This is a genomic window from Fulvivirga lutea (genome assembly GCF_017068455.1).
In the GTDB taxonomy this organism is placed as follows: domain Bacteria; phylum Bacteroidota; class Bacteroidia; order Cytophagales; family Cyclobacteriaceae; genus Fulvivirga; species Fulvivirga lutea.
This window is the reverse complement of sequence record NZ_CP070608.1, coordinates 4,061,036-4,079,097: the sequence shown is the minus strand read 5'-3', so window position 1 is coordinate 4,079,097 and position 18,062 is coordinate 4,061,036. Positions and strand designations below refer to the sequence as shown.

At 37.3% G+C, this 18,062-nt stretch carries 15 protein-coding genes; 9 read left to right on the top strand and 6 right to left on the bottom strand.

Annotation, left to right across the window (positions count from 1 at the left end; all coding sequences use genetic code 11):
* Positions 1-16: 16 nt before the first annotated feature.
* Both JR347_RS18070 and JR347_RS18065 read right to left on the bottom strand, forming a co-directional pair.
* Entirely contained in the window at positions 17-1,378 is a 1,362-nt protein-coding gene (locus JR347_RS18070) for a sensor histidine kinase (RefSeq protein ID WP_205721971.1), read from the bottom strand.
* Positions 1,368-2,720, bottom strand: coding sequence for a sigma-54-dependent transcriptional regulator (locus tag JR347_RS18065; protein WP_205723958.1), 1,353 nt, complete (start codon positions 2,718-2,720; stop codon positions 1,368-1,370). The genes JR347_RS18070 and JR347_RS18065 overlap by 11 nt, the downstream gene beginning before the upstream one ends.
* Before the next feature lie 207 nt (positions 2,721-2,927).
* Between JR347_RS18065 and JR347_RS18060 the strand changes: the two genes are divergently transcribed.
* Entirely contained in the window at positions 2,928-3,593 is a 666-nt protein-coding gene (locus JR347_RS18060; RefSeq protein WP_205721970.1) for a TapB family protein, read from the top strand.
* Positions 3,594-3,737: 144 nt separating this feature from the next.
* Here the strand turns inward: JR347_RS18060 and JR347_RS18055 are convergent, their stop codons facing one another.
* The 3 genes from JR347_RS18055 to JR347_RS18045 form a co-directional block, all read right to left on the bottom strand.
* Positions 3,738-4,652 (bottom strand): glutaminase, encoded by a 915-nt coding sequence (locus tag JR347_RS18055; protein WP_205721969.1) that lies wholly within the window; start codon positions 4,650-4,652, stop codon positions 3,738-3,740.
* A gap of 62 nt (positions 4,653-4,714) precedes the next feature.
* Positions 4,715-7,942 carry a WD40/YVTN/BNR-like repeat-containing protein gene (locus tag JR347_RS18050; protein ID WP_235689715.1) on the bottom strand — a complete coding sequence of 1,076 codons (3,228 nt, stop codon included), beginning with the start codon at positions 7,940-7,942 and terminating at the stop codon, positions 4,715-4,717.
* Positions 7,943-8,043: 101 nt separating this feature from the next.
* Positions 8,044-8,763, bottom strand: a complete 720-nt coding sequence (locus tag JR347_RS18045; RefSeq protein ID WP_235689714.1) for a biotin--[acetyl-CoA-carboxylase] ligase — start codon at positions 8,761-8,763, stop codon at positions 8,044-8,046.
* A 70-nt stretch (positions 8,764-8,833) separates the two neighbouring features.
* On the opposite strand from JR347_RS18045, the gene rsfS reads away from it, so the two are divergent.
* The 5 genes from rsfS to JR347_RS18020 all read left to right on the top strand — a co-directional run bounded on the left by rsfS (position 8,834) and on the right by JR347_RS18020 (position 13,382).
* Positions 8,834-9,205: a ribosome silencing factor gene (gene rsfS, locus JR347_RS18040; protein WP_205721967.1), complete on the top strand. Its 372-nt coding sequence runs from the start codon at positions 8,834-8,836 to the stop codon at positions 9,203-9,205.
* 44 nt (positions 9,206-9,249) lie between these two features.
* Entirely contained in the window at positions 9,250-11,307 is a 2,058-nt protein-coding gene (gene ftsH / locus JR347_RS18035) for an ATP-dependent zinc metalloprotease FtsH (RefSeq protein ID WP_205721966.1), read from the top strand.
* Positions 11,308-11,374: 67 nt separating this feature from the next.
* Positions 11,375-12,157: a UDP-2,3-diacylglucosamine diphosphatase gene (locus JR347_RS18030; protein WP_205721965.1), complete on the top strand. Its 783-nt coding sequence runs from the start codon at positions 11,375-11,377 to the stop codon at positions 12,155-12,157.
* A complete protein-coding gene (locus JR347_RS18025) occupies positions 12,147-12,932 on the top strand; it encodes an NHL repeat-containing protein (protein ID WP_205721964.1) in 786 nt (261 codons plus the stop codon). Before JR347_RS18030 ends, JR347_RS18025 begins: the two co-directional genes overlap by 11 nt.
* A 216-nt stretch (positions 12,933-13,148) precedes the next feature.
* The gene (locus JR347_RS18020) at positions 13,149-13,382 is read left to right on the top strand and encodes a TIGR03643 family protein (RefSeq protein ID WP_235689812.1); all 234 of its coding nucleotides are present in this window, start codon (positions 13,149-13,151) and stop codon (positions 13,380-13,382) included.
* Here JR347_RS18020 and JR347_RS18015 read toward each other — a convergent pair whose 3' ends face one another.
* Positions 13,383-14,858: a S1C family serine protease gene (locus JR347_RS18015; RefSeq protein WP_205721962.1), complete on the bottom strand. Its 1,476-nt coding sequence runs from the start codon at positions 14,856-14,858 to the stop codon at positions 13,383-13,385.
* 113 nt (positions 14,859-14,971) lie between these two features.
* Between JR347_RS18015 and JR347_RS18010 the strand changes: the two genes are divergently transcribed.
* The 3 genes from JR347_RS18010 to JR347_RS18000 all read left to right on the top strand — a co-directional run bounded on the left by JR347_RS18010 (position 14,972) and on the right by JR347_RS18000 (position 17,984).
* Entirely contained in the window at positions 14,972-16,039 is a 1,068-nt protein-coding gene (locus JR347_RS18010; protein ID WP_205721961.1) for an acyloxyacyl hydrolase, read from the top strand.
* Between the two features lie 64 nt (positions 16,040-16,103).
* Positions 16,104-17,600 (top strand): GH3 auxin-responsive promoter family protein, encoded by a 1,497-nt coding sequence (locus JR347_RS18005; protein WP_205721960.1) that lies wholly within the window; start codon positions 16,104-16,106, stop codon positions 17,598-17,600.
* A 24-nt stretch (positions 17,601-17,624) separates the two neighbouring features.
* A complete protein-coding gene (locus tag JR347_RS18000; protein ID WP_205721959.1) occupies positions 17,625-17,984 on the top strand; it encodes a four helix bundle protein in 360 nt (119 codons plus the stop codon).
* Positions 17,985-18,062 lie beyond the last annotated feature (78 nt).

The window sequence follows — 18,062 nt, the reverse complement described above, 5'->3', positions numbered from 1 at the left end:
AAATCTATGAAAATTATTAAAATCGCAAAAAGAACTCGGTACCCTCATCTATTTGTGATTTAACACTTAAACTACCCTGATGTTTCCTCATTATTTGCCTTGAAAGGCTCAGACCAATGCCGGAGCCATCTTTCTTCGTGGTAAAAAAAGGGATAAATATTTTTTGCAGCGCCTCTTCCTCAATTCCATTACCATTATCACGAATACTAATAACAGGCCTCTTTTTCTCATCTAACTCAGCGGTAACCTGTATTAACCTGTTCGCTTGCTCATCAAAAGCTTGTGTGGCATTTTTAATAATATTAATAAGCACTTGCTCAATCATGTGCCTGTCTGCTTTAATGGTTAAATCAGGTGCTATATTTTTATGAATTTGAATCTGGTTATTTTCAATCTCCTTTTTAAGTAGCAAAAGTATATCATCTATTAGCTCGGCAACGGCTATTTCTTTTATGGTTGGTGTGGCCACTTGAGTAAGGTTTCTAAAATCCTGAACAAACTTTATGAGCCCTTCGCTTCTCTTCTTTATGGTCTGAAGTGCCAGGTGTAAGTCTTCGACTTCATCATTACTCATTTGGTTCATCTCCTTGCCGTTAGCCAATTGAGTTTGCAATTCCTGGTCTACCGTATTTGCAAGTGAGCTGATAGGAGTAACGGAGTTCATTATTTCATGCGTTAACACCCGCACAAGATTTTGCCATGCCTCCATCTCCTTTTCTTCTAACTCACTTTGTATGTTTTGTAAGGAGATGAGTTTATAAACTTCACCACGAAGAGTAAGCTCAATGGCATAAATGGCCAACTGAAATATTTCGCCATTTAATTCAATTTTTACCAAATCTCGACCCCCCGTTCTTAATCGAATAATAGTATCAACCAATAATGGATCGATGGTTTTTAGGTCATGAATATTTTTAAGATTTTCTGTACGTAATAATTTTTTTGCAGCTGAATTACATATCTGCACAGTGCCGTCTTTTTTGAAAGTGATAATTCCTATTCCAATATGTTGAACAATATTTTTCAGATACTGAAAATCAGCCTCTTTTTCTCTTTTATTGGAAGTGTTGTTGGAAATGAATTTGTTTAAAGCTGCATGGAGTGCATTTAAATTAGGATTATCCGTATTTATCGGATATTTCTTTTTTATCACATCCTCCGATAAGGATTGTAGAAAAATGCGCACATCTTCATTTTCCTGTTTATTAGAGCTAAGAAATTTGATCATTGAAGCCACCTGTAGTCCTGCAAGTGCAATTAGAATGGCCTGAGTGATTATAAAACCATTGTTAAATAGTGTGTAGCAAAAAATAAAAAGAGTGAGGGTTAGTAATCCAACCCTTATTAACGCATTCTTTTTTAAATCACTAAAGTCCATGCTTTTCCAGCCTTCTGTAGAGTGATGCCCTTGTTAAACCAAGTTCATCAGCAGCTTTAGATATGTTGCCCGAATGAATGCTAATGGCTTTTTTAATGGCATTTTTTTCAACTATGTCCAGGTTAAGATCGCCCGATAAAATATCATCATTCGATGAGTTTGAAGTATTTAGAAACGAGAAATAGGAGGCTTCTATTACTTCAGAATCATTCATAATAATGGCTCGTTCAATGGCATGTTCCAACTCCCTGATATTTCCAGGCCAGTCATAGCGTTTAAGGTAATCCAGCGCCTCACTAGAAATTTTATTTACGTTCTTCCTATATTTTTTAGCGTACTTGTCTAAAAAATGGTTCGCCAGGAGTGGAATATCTTCAGGTCTATCTCTTAGAGCAGGTATTTTTATTTCAACTGTATTGAGTCTGTAAAGTAAATCTTGTCTGAATGTTCCTGAACTAACCATGTCATTCAAGTCCATATTAGTGGCACTTACGAGCCTCATGTTTATTTCCTTACTTTCATTACTTCCAAGTGGGGTTATTTCTCTATTCTGCAGGCTTGAGAGAATTTTCGATTGTAGAGATGTATTGAGGTTGCCTATTTCATCCAAGAAAAGAGTGCCTTCATTAGCTAACTCAAATTTTCCAACTTTATCTTCTTTGGCATCAGTAAATGCTCCTTTCTTATGTCCAAAAAGTTCGCTCTCAAACAAGGATTCAGAAATGGCACCCATATCCACACTTGTAAATGGGTTGGTTTTTCTTTTCGAACGTTGATGAATAGCTCGCGCTACCAATTCTTTTCCAGTACCATTTTCTCCAAGAATCAATACATTAGCATCGGTTTCGGCTACTTTATCTATTAATGAGAATACTTCTCTTATTGCTCGGCTTTTGCCAATAATATTTTTGAATGGTTGATTGATTTCAGCCTCCAGTAACTCCTTGGCTTTTTTAAGTTTGTCTACCTCTTTGTATGATTCCTTCAATTTAATAGCCGTAGAAATGGTAGCAATAAGTTTTTCGTTTTGCCAGGGCTTGAGCACAAAGTCAGTAGCACCCTCTTTTAGTGCTTTTACGGCCATTTCAACATCACCATAGGCTGTAATTAAAATAACCACAGCCGATGGATCTTTTTCTAATATTTGATTCAACCAATAAAAACCCTCTTTACCGCTGGTAATGTCTTTGCTGAAGTTCATGTCCAACAAAATCACATCATACGTATCATTGTTTAGTAAGAAAGGAATCTTCTTTGGATTTTTTTCGATGATCACCTGATGTGATTGTTTTTTAAGTAGAAGCTTAGCGGCTAATAGCACATCTTCATCATCATCGATCATTAATATTTTACCGGATTTTTCCACGTGGTTATTTTTTGGCTCAGAGTACTATACTAAATATGGTGCCAAAAGCCTGAAAGCGTTTAAACACTGATAATAATTAAACGGATGTTCAGTAATGTACTAAATTGTTCGATAATGAACACTTAATTACGCTTTTATTTCTGCTTTAGGTTTGGTACATTCCCTCCAACCAAATCATTAACTATGAGAACATTACTTACACTTTGTCTATGCTTGCTTTTTCAATTTTCTTATTCTCAGTGCAATCCCTTCTATAATTTTAAAGAAGGCTCCACATGGGAAATAACCAATTATACCGATAAAGATAAAGTCACCTCACGTCAGGTGAATTCGGTAAAGTCTTTAACTGAAACATCAAACGGTTGGGAAGCAACTTTAGCTTTTAAGAGTTACGATAAGAAAGATAAGCTAGAGTTGGAAAACGAAATTGAAATGACTTGCGATGATGGAACTATTTCTATGGATATGTCGAGGTTTTTTCCTCAGGAAATGATGGAATCTTTTGAGGATATGGATCTGCAGATAGAAACAGAAAATATGGTAATTCCTGAAAGTTTGAGTGTAGGAGATGAATTGCCAGAAGCTTCAATTACAATTTCTGGACAGATACCTTTTACAATGGAGACAAAAATTACAGACAGAAAAGTACAAGGTATTGAAAGTATAACTACACCAGCCGGTACTTTTGAGTGTTATAAAATTTCTTACAAAATCATTACTAAAACGATGATGTCCATAGAGATGAATGGAGTTGATTGGATAGCTAAGGATGTAGGAATGGTAAAGGCTGAGAGCTATAAACAAAACGGGAAGTTAATGGGAGTGAGTCTTTTAACCTCTTTTGAATAAAAAGCTTACATGCTCAAATCATTTTAGCTAATTCTTTGTTATATTAGCAGTGTTGTTATTGGGATAAAAATATTTATCCTATTATTTTGAGTTTTTGACCTTGGAAGTGCTCTTGACCGGAGCACTTCTTTTTTTGTCCAAAAATTAAAAGATAGAGGAGGTTGTTTTTGTGGTAAATAGCTCCAATGCCTTCATTCCTGCTAGTGAATTACCCTTTCTATTTAATCCGGGGCTCCAAACAACAATGCTATATTCGTTAGGGAGAATAGCTGCAATTCCCCCACCTACACCACTTTTTCCTGGCAAACCTACACGAAATGCAAATTCACCGGCTTCATCATAGAAACCACATGTAAGCATAATTGCAGCAATTCTTTTAAACTGGCTTTTGGTTAAATATCTGTGCGAGTCAATAACACCCTTTCCGTGATTGGCGAAAACTCTGAACGCTTTGGCAAGCTCGTGGCATGTCATTTCAATGGAGCAGAAATCGAAATACAAATCCAGCACTTCTTCGATATCATTATGAATATTGCCGTAGGATTTCATTAAGTTAACCATAGCAGCATTTTTGAAGCCTAGCAGCTTCTCGCTGGCAGCAACTTTTTCATTGTATCGTATATCGTCCTGACCCGTGAGTTTATTAACGTATTCCAAAAATTCACCCCGTGGATCACTTAGGTTAGAAATGAGCATATCTGTCACTACCAGCGCACCTGAGTTGATGAAAGGGTTTCTTGGTATACCTTCTTCATATTCAAGTTGAACCAACGAATTAAACGGATCACCTGATGGTTCTACATCAACCCTGCGATACACCTTTTCCTTACACTTGCCAACGGCCATGGCCAACATAAATACTTTTGAGATACTTTGAATAGAAAACTTTTCATCGTAATCTCCTACGGCATAAGGCTCCTGATCAAGTGTGAGCAAATACATGCCGAATTTGTCTTGTTGTATTTTGGCCAGTTCAGGAATGTAATTTGCGACAACTCCATTTTTAAGAAGAGGTTTTACTTCGTCCGCAATTTCTTCCAGTATTCGTTGATAGTCCATTGGTTGAAAGTAACAAAAAAGCCCTTGCTTTTGGCAAGGGCTTCGTAGTAATTCATTCTCAATTATTTAATTAGGGGCTCGTACTCCTTAAAAGGGGAGAGGTCAACTTTTTCTAATTCCGCTTTTAAAGAACTCCAGGTGGTGGTGAAAAAGCTATCTACTTTTTCAATTTCAGGTTTCATCATTTCAATAGCCTGATTTAATAAGCGCTCTTCAGTTGCTCCCGGTTTGTGTAAAGTGGTAGCTAAATAGAAATATGCACTCTGAAAGCGGTCATCAACAGTAGGGAACTCTGTTGCTATTATGCCTTGTTTGGTGGAATTGTCCTCACCAATGAGTGGAATAAATAATTGATCGATGCTATCCTTAGCGGCTTTAGTTTTGTCTATCAGTTCTTTAAATCCTTTCTCATCTTTTTCTTTCATTCTTTTAAGGTAGTCATCCAAAATACTTTTTGACTCCGCCAATCGGTGAGTAGCCTTAGCCACAATGCTGTAGTTGCTTTCAATTTTCTTGTTGAAATCATGCAAAGCCTGAAGGGTAGCATTATCAACGTCTTTTCGTGGATCGAATACTACTTTTACATAGGTAGAATCCTTTTTATCGCCATAGTTAAAAACTGCTTTATAAGTGCCTGGTACAACCTGCACACCACCTGGTTCAGAAGCATTATCAGCAGGAACCGTTCTTGATGGCGAATGAATTCCTTTCTCATTCATATACCAATAGGTTCTATGAATTCCATTTTTCTCTGGTGCACTAAACTTCAATGTTCGGATCAAGGAATTATCGGCATTGTAAATATCTATTCTTACAGAATCGTATTTTACTTCCTCTTTTTCTGTTTTCTCAACTGATTCTTCTGTTTTACCCTTTTTCTTTTTAGATGTTTCTTCAGTTTCTTTTTTCTCTTTTTCTGGCTTGTTGATTAAATAAGTAAGCATAGCCGCTTGTCTCCGGTTCTCACCGTTAAATATGGCGTCTGCGACAAAGCGTGTACCAGATGCTTCCTGGCTTATTGATTGAAATGCAGTAGGTGCTTCAAACACTTTCAATGTGTTCTTTAAAACACTTGATTTATTTGCAATAGCTCTTAATGGTCTAATATCATCTAAAACATAAGCTGCTCTACCATAAGTGCCAATAACAAGATCATGTTCTCTTGGATGAATGACCAAATCCATGGTAGGCACACTAGGATAATCATTGGTCCATTTTTGCCAATTGGCACCACCATTAATACTCACATATAAGCCACCTTCAGACCCTAGGAACATTAGGTTTGGTTCTACAGGATCTTGAATAAAGGAAAGCGTGTAATTCCAAACTTCAGACTCATTGACCATGCTTTTCCAGGTGGCACCATAGTCGGTAGTTCTAAATAAGTATGGCTTGAAATCAAAGTTTCTATAATTGTTAACTACGATAAAAGCTTCACCTGCATTGTATGTAGATGGTTTCACTTGCGCTACCCATGACTCTTTTGGCATACCAGGAATATTCTGAGTTACGTTTTGCCACGTTTTGCCACCATCGCGAGTTACTTGTACATACCCATCATCCGTACCTACCCAAATGATACCTTCTTTAACGGGCGATGGAGAAATAGCCAATATGGTTGTATTGTTCTCCGCACCAGTGGCATCCATTGTGAGGCCACCGCTTAAATATTGTTTTTGTTTGTCAGGGTTGTTGGTAGTTAAATCTGGAGAAATGATTTCCCAGGTTACACCTTTGTCAGTGCTTTTATGTACAAATTGGCTGCCATAATAAATGGTCGATTTATTAAAAGGATCTTGTGCTAATGCTGCATTCCAGTTAAACCTTAACTTTTGCTTTGGGTCTGGGTGTGTTGGCTGCATATAACGAAAATGACCTGTTACTCGATCATATCTAAGCAGCGAACCTTCCTGCCACATAGAGTAACCATATCTGTTGTCGTCCGGATCTGGCATAACATCAAATCCATCACCAAATGAAAGCTCTTGCCAATAAGCATTTCTTATTCCCTGAGATTTCCAAACATAGGCTGGCCCGATCCATGAGCCATTGTCTTGCATTCCTCCATACACATTGTATGGATAGTCGTTGTCCACATTAATATGATAAAACTGTGCAATAGGTAGATTTTCTACAAATCGCCATGATTTCCCTCTGTCTCTGGAAATATTCAGACCACCATCGTTTCCTTCAATAATAAACTCCGGGTCTTCAGGGTGAATCCAAAATGCATGATGGTCTGGGTGAACTCCGTGAGTAGTATTGTAAGCATCCATTAGTTGCGTGAATGTTTTACCGCCATCTTCGCTTACGTTCACATAAGTAAAAACAGTATATAGTCTATTCTCATTAATAGGGTCAACATATATTTCAGAGTAGTAAAATGGTCTGTCGCCAATCTCGTTTGTCTTGTCCGAAACCATTGTCCACTTGTAACCACCATCATCAGATCTGTAAAGGGCGTTTTTCTTTGATTCAATTAATGCATATAATCTGTTTGGATTGCTTTGAGAGATGGCTAGACCTATTCTTCCCAAATCACCATCAGGTATTCCATCTTCTTTTGTAAGTTTTTTCCAATTCTCACCACCATCTACGGTCATGTAAAGTCCGGAACCCGGCCCACCGGATGAGAAAGTCCATGGCTTTCTTCTATGCTCCCACATGGAGGCAATGAGCTTATTGGGGTTGGTAGGATCCATCACCAATTCGGCACAACCCGTTTTATTATCAACAAATAATATCTTATCCCAGGTTTTGCCGCCATCCGTGGTTTTATAAACACCTCTTTCCGGGTGTTCGCCCCACGGGCTACCTATTGCGCCTACATATACCGTATTTGGATTTAAAGGATCAATTTTGATTCGGTAAATATTCCTGGTTTTTTCTAAGCCCATCAGCTTCCAACTTTTTCCACCATCTAAACTTTTATATAGTCCGAATCCACCGTTTAAGCTATTTCGAGGATTGCCTTCACCAGTTCCTGCCCAAACAACATTTGGGTTATTCTGCTGAATGGCAACGGCCCCAATACTCATAACTTTTTCGTCATCAAATACAGGGTCCCAGTTGATACCCCCATTCACTGATTTCCACAAACCCCCAGAGGCTGTTCCTGCGTAAATGATGTCCTTATTAGAATGAACGGCATCGATGGCCGTAACTCGACCACTCATACCAGCGGGACCTATGCTCCTTGGTTTTAGGTCGTTCATGAATTCCATGTCAAGTTTTTGACCAGTAGCCAATGACATAGTGAAAGCTAGCGCTATAGTAATTATGTATTTCATAGTTTATAGATTATCCAAAAGCATAAAATTGCTCTTAAAGGGATACAAATTCAATAGATTTAAATATGATCTTACGAAATATTACACGAACGGAGGTTAGCCTATAAAAAGCTCACTTCTTTAAAGTTGAATTCTTTTAATCCTGTAAAAGTTTCAATCTGTAATTTACCATCTTTTGATATGCCAATGATCCTTCCTCTAAATTCTGAGTCTGACTTAAAAAGCCGTTCTTCTTCATAGCCTAAAAGGTTACTTAGATATTGTTCTTTTAAACTAGTTACATTGTTGGCTCTAAGCTTTAGAATGTTGTTTTCCAGACTTTGTATTAAATCCTCAAGAACCTTCTGAAGGTCTAACTCAATACCTGTTTCTTTGAATACAGAAGTGGCTGATTCTAGTTCGAACTCTTGTTGATTGATGTTTAATCCAATACCCAAAACACTATCCTCTATACGGTTTGATTTTATGGTGTTTTGAATGAGGATGCCTGCAATTTTCTTGGACTTAACATAAATGTCGTTAGGCCATTTCACTTTCACGTGATTTATATATTTACTTAGTACATCGTATATGGCTAATGATGCTACAATGTTCAGATAAAACTGATCAGTAGCCGTTAAGTACCTGGGATGCAATATAATAGAGAAAGTCAGGTTTTTTTTGGGCTCAGAATACCATGTATTTCCTCTTTGACCTTTACCCGCTGTCTGATTTTCTGTAATTACAATTGTGCCTTCTTGTGCTGCGCCACTTTTAATTAGTTCGGTCGCCACGTCATTAGTTGAGTGACAAGTTGGCAGGTAAATGACCTTTTTGCCCATAAATAAAGTTTTGGCAAGAATTTTATACAAGTAATTTTGTAGTTTTGATAAGTATAACCAAAGATACTGAATGGATGTAAATAAGGGTCTAGCTCCTTCCGAATTGTTAAGCGAAGTTGTGGTGAGGGGTATGCAGGAGAAGAAAGCTTCTGACATCGTTGTTCTTGATCTAAGAAATGTAAAAAATGCAGTTGCTGACTATTTTGTAATATGTTCTGGTAACTCAGATACTCAAATAGATGCTATCGCTGATTCTGTTGATGAGCAGGTGCACAAAGAGTTAAAACAAAACCCGTGGCATCAGGAAGGGAAATCTAATAAAGAATGGCTTCTGTTAGATTACGTTGATGTAGTTGCTCATATCTTCAAAAAAGAAAAAAGAGAATATTACTCCTTAGAAAATCTATGGGGTGATGCCAAAATTATTTCTGTAGAAGCCTAAACAATAAGTATTTATAATCGTTGCAAACGAGAAACAATTAAGTAATGCCGGATAAGAAAAAACTTGTACCTAAACCACAAAGACCAAACTATCAGGTTTGGATAATTGCTGCATTAATAGCGCTAATATTTGGGATAACGTATTTCAACGGAGCCAGTAACCTGATTCCTATTACCATGACCAAATTTGAGAATATGATGCTTAGCAATGATGTCGAGCGTGTGGTGTTGGTAAGAAATCAAAATTATGTAGAGGTAACTCTAAAACCAGAGGCTCTGCAAAATGCAAAATATAAAGCCGAATTAGAGAAGAATAATACGTTTGGCGTTAATAATGGCCCTCACTATAAATTAAAAGTAGGAACTATTGATAGCTTCCTCGATAGTTATGAGGAGTTAAGTAAAAAACTTCCTAGAGATCAGCAGGTAGATGTAGAGTATGACGACAAGTCTGACTTCGTTAACATGATGTGGAACTGGGGCTTTTTACTATTCATCTTATTAGGATTCTGGTTCTTGATGCGAAGAATGACAGGCGGTGGTGGTCCGGGAGGACAGATTTTTAATATTGGAAAATCTAAAGCGGCCTTGTTCGATGCTGAGAACAAAGTGAAAATCACTTTCGATAACGTGGCCGGTCTTGATGAGGCTAAAGAAGAAGTTAAAGAAATTGTAGACTTTCTTAAAACCCCAAGTAAGTTCACTAAACTGGGTGGTAAAATACCTAAGGGTGCATTACTAGTAGGCCCTCCTGGAACAGGTAAAACATTATTGGCAAAAGCAGTTGCCGGTGAGGCTGGAGTTCCATTCTTTACACTTTCAGGATCCGACTTTGTCGAGATGTTTGTGGGTGTGGGAGCTGCAAGGGTAAGAGACTTGTTTAAGCAGGCAAAAGAGAAGGCTCCTTGTATTGTATTTATCGATGAGATAGATGCTATCGGTAGATCAAGAGGTAGAGGGCAGATGCCAGGTTCTAATGATGAGCGTGAAAATACGCTGAACTCATTACTTGTTGAGATGGATGGTTTCTCAACGGATTCTGGTGTAATTATATTGGCTGCAACGAACAGACCTGACGTCCTTGACTCAGCCTTAATGAGACCTGGCCGATTTGACAGACAAATAAGCATTGATAAACCAGATATAGTTGGTCGTGAGGCTATTTTTAAAGTGCATTTGAAACCATTGAAGCTGGGCAAAGATGTTGATCCTAAGAAATTGGCAGCTCAAACTCCAGGTTTTGCGGGAGCTGAAATAGCAAACGTATGTAACGAAGCAGCACTAATAGCGGCACGTAGAGATAAAGAGGCTGTTGGACTTCAGGATTTCCACGATGCCATTGATAGAGTAATTGGTGGTCTTGAAAAGAAAAATAAAATAATTTCTCCTGAAGAGAAGAAAATTGTGGCCTACCATGAGGCCGGCCATGCAGTAGCTGGCTGGTTCTTGGAGCACGCTGATCCATTGGTAAAAGTAAGTATTGTACCAAGAGGCGTTGCGGCTTTAGGATATGCACAATATCTGCCTAAAGAGCAGTTCTTGTATCAGACAGAGCAGCTTATGGATGAGATGTGCATGGCTTTGGGAGGAAGAGCTGCTGAGGAATTAACTTTTGGAAAAATTTCTACAGGTGCTTTGAGCGATTTAGAACGTGTGACCAAGCTTGCCTATAGCATTGTAACAGTATATGGTATGAATGATAAGATCGGTAACGTATCGTTCTATGATTCGAAACAAAGTGATTATAACTTCACAAAGCCATATTCCGATACCACTGCAGAAACGATAGATTCTGAAGTAAGGAATTTAATTGAAGGTGCGTACCAAAGAACTCTGGACTTACTTAGAGATAAAAGAGACAAGCTTGAAATTCTTGCCAAAGAATTGTTAGAGAAGGAAATTATATTCCAGACTGATTTGGAAAGGCTAATAGGGAAGAGACCGTTTGAGCATCAAACTTCTTACGAGGCATTTACCAATAATAAGAATGGTAAGGATAAAGAGGCAGAAGATAAAGCTTCTGAAGCTCAGGAGTCTGATGCTAAAACCGAAGAAGAAGTAAGTGCAGAAAGCACTGATAAAAACGTTAGCAGCGAAGATTAATTCATTAAAAAATAACTACTTATAAAAATCAAGCGTGCAAGCGCTTGATTTTTTTATTTTTGGAGCAATGCAATTTAAAGTTCACGATAAAATCGAAAGTCTTAATGGTAAGAAAATATATTTCGCCTCAGATTTTCACTTGGGGGCTCCTGACAAAGCCACTAGCCTGGAAAGAGAGAAAAAGATTGTACGCTGGCTTGATCAGATAAAAGATAATGCACACTCTATCTACTTGGTAGGAGACATCTTTGACTTTTGGTTTGAGTACAAACATGCAGTTCCTAAAGGATTTATACGTCTGTTGGGCAAAATTGCTGAGATTAAAGACACTGGTATACCAATTGTTTTCTTTACTGGAAATCACGACATGTGGATGTTTGATTACTTTCCCTCAGAACTAGGAATACCCGTGTATCGCGATCCCCAGCAGTTGATCGTTGGCAACCAGAAATTGTTAATTGGCCATGGTGATGGCTTGGGTCCGGGTGACCATATGTACAAATTTTTGAAACGAATATTCGAATCGAAAATAAGCCAATGGCTGTTTGCCAGATTCCATCCAAATTTTGGAATTGGATTTGCTACAAGATGGTCTCACAGCAGTAGAATAAGCAATACTAAAAAAGAAGAAGATAAGTTTTTGGGCGACAAAGAATACTTATGGCAGTATTGTAAAGATGTTGAAAAGCAAGAGCATCATGACTTTTACGTGTTTGGACATAGGCATTTACCACTTGATCTTGAGGTTGGAGAAAGTTCCAAATACATTAATCTAGGCGAATGGGTCAATTATTGCACCTATGGCGTGTATGATGGTGAAAATTATCAACTACTTACTTTTGAAAGTTAATATTACTCTTTGTCTGTTATCCATTTGTTCATGCGCATTTGGGCAATTTATTTTCACTGATAGCATTCGAGTTGAGAATATTGATAAAATGTCTATTGACAGAGTAGGCAGTGTCTATCTGGGTGATGAGCTCGGTAATGTCTATAAATACAATCAAAATCTACAGTACGAATCAGAATTTTCGCCATTAAGAAAAGGTAATATTTCTGTTTTAGAAGCGTGGAATCCTTTAAGAATTGTTGTTAGCTATTCAGACTTACAAGAGGTAGTTTATCTTGATCGGTTTCTGGTGAGTGAGAATCGGTTTAATTTAACTATAGCATCATCATTTGTGGGCATAGCAGCACCATCGATGGATAACAATTTGTGGCTGGTTGACTTTTCAAAATTTAGTTTAATAAAATACAATCAATCTTTCAATCAAATTGAGATAGAACGGCCTTTCGACCTTTTGTTAGATCCTGAAAATTATGAAATTACCCATATTAGAGAATATCAGAATCTGTTATTCATCAGTGATAAAAAGAGTGGAATATTGGTGTTCGATAATCTGGGCAATTACCTATATACCATTAAAGCTTTAGGTATAGAGAACTTCAGCTTTTATGGTAATTCAATTCTTTTTATAAGTAAAAGCTATGTTCATGAAATTGACCTCTATACAAATAAGGAAAAGAAATGGAAAGCAGGTAGCAATCTTATTATGCTAGTAAAAAATAAAGAATTTTACTATTTACTAGGTAAAAAAGCATTATTTAAAGCCATTAAAGGCTGATTTTAGAAAAATCCCACCCTTTGGGGGATTTACTTTAATCATAAAATAGTGACCTTAGATATCAAGTTCTGATTGATTCGAAAAAGACCTCCCCAGATTAGCCAAACGTGGATTAAGAAAGGGAGGTTTTTTCGTTTAGTCTTTTTAACATTTTTCGGATGCCCCTGTTAGTGCTATGTGAAATTAGCAGATCAAATAATAGACCGAATTATTGAAATGGCTTGGGAAGACAGAACCCCATTCGATGCCATTGAAAGTCAATTTGGAGTACCTGAAAAAGAAGTAATTAAACTCATGCGCTCTAACATGAAGCCCTCAAGCTTTAGAATGTGGCGCAAGAGGGTTCAGGGAAGATCAACAAAACACGCCCAAAAGCATGTAAATGTTGGTACTCGCTTTAAATGTTCAAGGCAGAAATCAATTACTCATAATAATATCTCCAAGAGATAATTACCTTAAATAGAAGGAGTAATATCCAGATCTTCCTTTACTATTCACTCCTTCAATAATCACTCTTCCGCGAATTTTTTCAAGAATGTTAACCAGCCTCTCAGGGTCTTTGATAGCATTTCTGTTAATATCGGTGATGATAAAGTCTTCGGTTATACCGATGCGTTTTACTAAACCATTCTGAATATTGAAAACCTTCACCCCATACTCTATTCCCAAAAGGTCGCGCTCTACTTTAGGAACTGTCTCAAAGTTTGCTCCTAACGATTCTGATGTGAAAATCTCGCGTTTAAGAATAGAAGTGGTGCCTTCTCTATTTGTAAGCACGAGAGAAGCTGTTTTTATCTCACCTTTACGTTTATAGGTCAAGTTTATTTTATCTCCCGGTGAGTGATAGCTCAATTCTTCTTCAAATTCACTTTTACTATTGATAGATCTTTCATCAAATTTAACAATGATATCACCTTCTTTTAATCCCGCCTTAAAAGATGAGCCATCTTCTTGAACGTATGTTAACAGCACGCCTTCAATAATATCAGAATCAATATCTATGTCCAGGCGCTTAGCTACGGAAGAGTCAAAGTCTCTCACTTCACCCCCGAAAAAAGCTTTCTGTACTTCTCCGTACTCTATTATATCGCCTACAATTTTTTTAACGATGTCAACAGGAACAGCAAAACCGTACCCATTGTATGTACCTGTCCGTGTTAAAATGGCAGTATTTATTCCAACTAGCTCACCTCTTTTGTTTACCAAAGCCCCACCGCTGTTTCCAGGGTTAATAGCTGCATCTGTTTGAATGAATGACTCGATCGGAAACTTGCCTTCCAAAATATTTATTTCACGTCCTTTTGCACTCACGATTCCAGCAGTAACTGTAGAAGTTAAATTAAATGGGTTTCCAACAGCAATTACCCATTCGCCTACTTGTAAACTTTTGGCAGTTCCAATCTGGATATTCGGCAAATTCTTTCCTTCAATTTTTAGAACAGCTAAGTCTGTGGATGGGTCGGTACCCACAAGTTTAGCGTCATAAACCTTTTTGTTGAAAACTACTTCCAACCTGTCAGCACCATTAACAACATGGTTGTTTGAAACAATGTAGCCATCTTTTGAAAAAATAACGCCTGAACCACTACTCACTTGTTGTGTTTTGCTGGGCTCCCGATCGAAGAACCAATCGAGATAGCTTCTTGAATAAGTATATTCTGAAATGTTTTTGATGTAGACAACACTTGAAGTGCTCAGCTTGCTGGCTGTGATAAAGTCGTCATTTAAGTCCGTTGGCAGAGCAGATCGCAAAGAAGAGGCCGCTTTTGGGCTTTCTTCAAAAGAGTTGTGAACAAATTTGTTGAGTGAATCTGCTTCATTTGCTTTTACTTCCTGTAAGTTGTTTTGTGTAAGCTTATGAAAGGTGTAAGCGCCACCAAGTCCTGCTAAAAATGAAATTGCTACTATTGATAATGTCTTTCGCATGGTTATTTTTGGTTTGCCATCAAATATCAAAAATTGTGCTGTTTTCTAAAACGTGACAAAATGTAAGGTGTTGCGTTAGTATCAGTTAAGATTTGTTAAGTAATTTAAATGGTATGCGATACTGTGCACTTATCATAGTCTATTGTTTGTCTGGCTCGGTATATTCTCAGATAAATATTTGGGAGTCATCGTTACACTATGGCAAAATTATTCCTCATTCTTCTGAGCTAAAACCTGTTACTGAAGAGCCATTATGGGGCTTGCAGTTAGATTATAGCCGATTGAAATTGAGCGAAAAGGCATGGGATCAATGCAACTGCTACGCTAAACTAGGTGCTTCATTTACCTATTTTAACTACCAAAACCCTGATCAGCTGGGAAGTTCTAGCAATTTGATATTTTTTGCAGAGCCTTACCTTTCTTACAAATCGCCACTAAAAATTTCTATGCGAACCGGAGTGGGATTCACTTATTTAAATCGGCTATATGATGAAAATACGAATCCGGAAAACTTATTCTTCAGTTCTCATTTGAGTTTCATCATGCACTTAGGTTTATATGGCATTTATTCTTTGAATGATAATTATGCGCTGAAAGTTGGCTTCAACTATAATCACATATCCAACGGAGGTTTAAAGCAACCTAATAAAGGGATGAATTTTCCAACCATTAGCGCAGGAGTTATCTACAATAGAAGTAGTTATAAATTGGAGGCCAGGGAAAAGAATACGCACTTGAAGAAGAAGCTATTCTATTATGCCAGATTATTCGGTACTATGCCTGAGGTGAGTAATGAAGATGTGTCCGTTAATGAGCGTAAGTTGCTTATCGGCCTTTCTGGGGGTGCACTTTTTCATGTAACACAATCTAATGCCTTTAATGTGGGCGTAGAATTTACTAATGATGAATCTTACAAAAGAAGTGCTGAGTTGATGGGTGAAGATTATGATCATCGAGTTGTTGGATTAGTTCTTGGGCATAATTTTGTGTTTGGTAAAATCTTATTTAATCAGCAAATGGGATGGTATGCCTATAGGCCGTTTCCTTCTACCAGCAACAGTTTTTATCAACGCTATGAGCTGATGTATAAGATTGCAGATAAATTGCAGGCTGGCGTTGGCTTAAAGTCTCACGGTCATGTGGCCGAAAATATGGATTTAAGGATTGGAGTGATTTTTTAACTATGTCTTTAGCCATTCATTTTATTAATAATCTTCATCTTTGAAGTTCTCTAATCAATGAAACATGGGAGTAAGATCTTTTTTCGGTAAACCTTTTGCTAAATACATCGCTGCTCAAACTAAAAAATGGGCTTCTAAACCCAAAGAGTCACAAGACAAAGTTTTTGAACATCTCATTAAACAAGGTGCAAAAACTAAATTTGGTAAGGATCATAATTTCGATCAAATCAATTCTTACGATGACTTTAAAAAGAATGTACCTATAAGAGATTATGAGCAACTAAAGCCTTATATCGAGGAAATGGTGGAAGGCAAGCCTGATATTTTATGGCCAGGCAAGCCCAATTATTTATCCAAAACTTCAGGCACCACTTCAGGTGTAAAGTATATTCCAATTACCAAAGATTCCATTCCAAATCATTTTGTAAGTGCTCGAAATGCCGTTCTCGCTTATGTAGCTGAAACGGGTAAGGCAGATTTTCTAGATGGTAAATTGATATTCCTTTCTGGAAGCCCGGAGTTAGCTAAGAAGAATGGAATTCATGTTGGTAGATTATCTGGCATTGTGAATCACCACGTTCCTGGTTATTTGCGAACGAACCAGATGCCGAGTTATGAAACCAATTGTATTGACGATTGGGAAACAAAATTGGAGAAAATTATTGATGAGACGATTGATAAAAATATGACGCTCATTTCGGGTATTCCGCCATGGGTGCAAATGTATTTTGATCGAATTCAGGCAAGGGTAGGTGATAAGAAAATTAAAGATGTATTTCCTAACTTCTCCATGTTTGTATATGGCGGAGTAAATTTCGAGCCGTATCGCGCTAAGCTGGAAGAATCAATTGGCAAAAAGATAGATTCGGTAGAAACCTACCCGGCATCAGAAGGCTTTATCGCTTATCAGGACTCACAAACAGAACCCGGACTTTTAATTTTACTCAATAGCGGAATATTCTTTGAATTCATCCCAACAGAAGAATATTTTGACGGGAATCCAACCAGATTGATGATTCATGAAGTGGAACTGAATAAAAATTATGCGTTAATCATTAATAGTAATGCGGGTTTGTGGGGCTATTCTATAGGTGATACAGTAAAGTTTGTATCCAAAGAGCCATATAGATTGTTAGTTACTGGAAGAATAAAGCATTTTATATCAGCTTTTGGTGAGCATGTGATAGGTGAGGAGGTGGAAAAAGCGATGAAAAACACCTGTGAGAAGTTTCCAGAAACGGAATTGATTGAGTTTACAGTTGCTCCCAATGTAGCACCCAAAGAAGGATTGCCATTGCATGAATGGTATATAGAGTTTGCTCAAAAACCAAATGATTTGGCTGCCTTTGAAAAAGAGTTAAATTTGCAGCTGCAAAAGCAAAATACCTATTATGACGACCTCATCACAGGTAATATTTTGAGAGGTTTAAAAATCATCGAATTAAGAAAGAATTCATTTATTGATTACATGAAATCTCAAGGTAAGTTAGGTGGTCAAAATAAGGTTCCGAGATTATCAAATGATAGAAAAATTGCGGAGGCGTTGAATGAATTGCAGTGACGATCTGGGCAACGATCACAAATAATGGAAAAAGTAAGAAAGTTTGATTTAGAGGATAGATTGATTGATTATGCAGTCGCAATCATTCGAATTATCGAAAATTTACCAGTTAATAAAGCCACTACTCATTTGGGTGGTCAATTATTAAGATCAACAACTTCACCAGCATTAAATTATGGCGAAGTGCAAGCAGCTGAATCCCGCAAAGACTTCGTTCATAAAATGCAAATTGTGCTTAAAGAATTACGAGAAAGTAATAATTGCTTAAAAATACTTACAAGAGCAGGCTATTTGAATGAAACGAAAATTTTGGATGAGACTAACCAACTCATATCCATATTTGTAAAGAGCTTAGGAACAGCGAAAAAGAATGCTATAAAATGAATCTAATACAATTCTTAATTCTTCATTTAACATTCGTCATTCATAATTCAATAAGTGGAATGTCGAATTTAGAATGCT

What these genes read in the sequence shown, in the direction of transcription:
- JR347_RS18070 (WP_205721971.1), bottom strand. Translation starts at nt 1,378, where the DNA reads ATGGACTTTAGTGATTTAAAAAAGAATGCGTTAATAAGGGTTGGATTA.
- JR347_RS18065 (WP_205723958.1), bottom strand. Translation starts at nt 2,720, where the DNA reads ATGATCGATGATGATGAAGATGTGCTATTAGCCGCTAAGCTTCTACTT.
- JR347_RS18060 (WP_205721970.1), top strand. Translation starts at nt 2,928, where the DNA reads ATGAGAACATTACTTACACTTTGTCTATGCTTGCTTTTTCAATTTTCT.
- JR347_RS18055 (WP_205721969.1), bottom strand. Translation starts at nt 4,652, where the DNA reads ATGGACTATCAACGAATACTGGAAGAAATTGCGGACGAAGTAAAACCT.
- JR347_RS18050 (WP_235689715.1), bottom strand. Translation starts at nt 7,942, where the DNA reads ATGAAATACATAATTACTATAGCGCTAGCTTTCACTATGTCATTGGCT.
- JR347_RS18045 (WP_235689714.1), bottom strand. Translation starts at nt 8,763, where the DNA reads ATGGGCAAAAAGGTCATTTACCTGCCAACTTGTCACTCAACTAATGAC.
- rsfS (WP_205721967.1), top strand. Translation starts at nt 8,834, where the DNA reads ATGGATGTAAATAAGGGTCTAGCTCCTTCCGAATTGTTAAGCGAAGTT.
- ftsH (WP_205721966.1), top strand. Translation starts at nt 9,250, where the DNA reads ATGCCGGATAAGAAAAAACTTGTACCTAAACCACAAAGACCAAACTAT.
- JR347_RS18030 (WP_205721965.1), top strand. Translation starts at nt 11,375, where the DNA reads ATGCAATTTAAAGTTCACGATAAAATCGAAAGTCTTAATGGTAAGAAA.
- JR347_RS18020 (WP_235689812.1), top strand. Translation starts at nt 13,149, where the DNA reads ATGGCTTGGGAAGACAGAACCCCATTCGATGCCATTGAAAGTCAATTT.
- JR347_RS18015 (WP_205721962.1), bottom strand. Translation starts at nt 14,858, where the DNA reads ATGCGAAAGACATTATCAATAGTAGCAATTTCATTTTTAGCAGGACTT.
- JR347_RS18010 (WP_205721961.1), top strand. Translation starts at nt 14,972, where the DNA reads ATGCGATACTGTGCACTTATCATAGTCTATTGTTTGTCTGGCTCGGTA.
- JR347_RS18005 (WP_205721960.1), top strand. Translation starts at nt 16,104, where the DNA reads ATGGGAGTAAGATCTTTTTTCGGTAAACCTTTTGCTAAATACATCGCT.
- JR347_RS18000 (WP_205721959.1), top strand. Translation starts at nt 17,625, where the DNA reads ATGGAAAAAGTAAGAAAGTTTGATTTAGAGGATAGATTGATTGATTAT.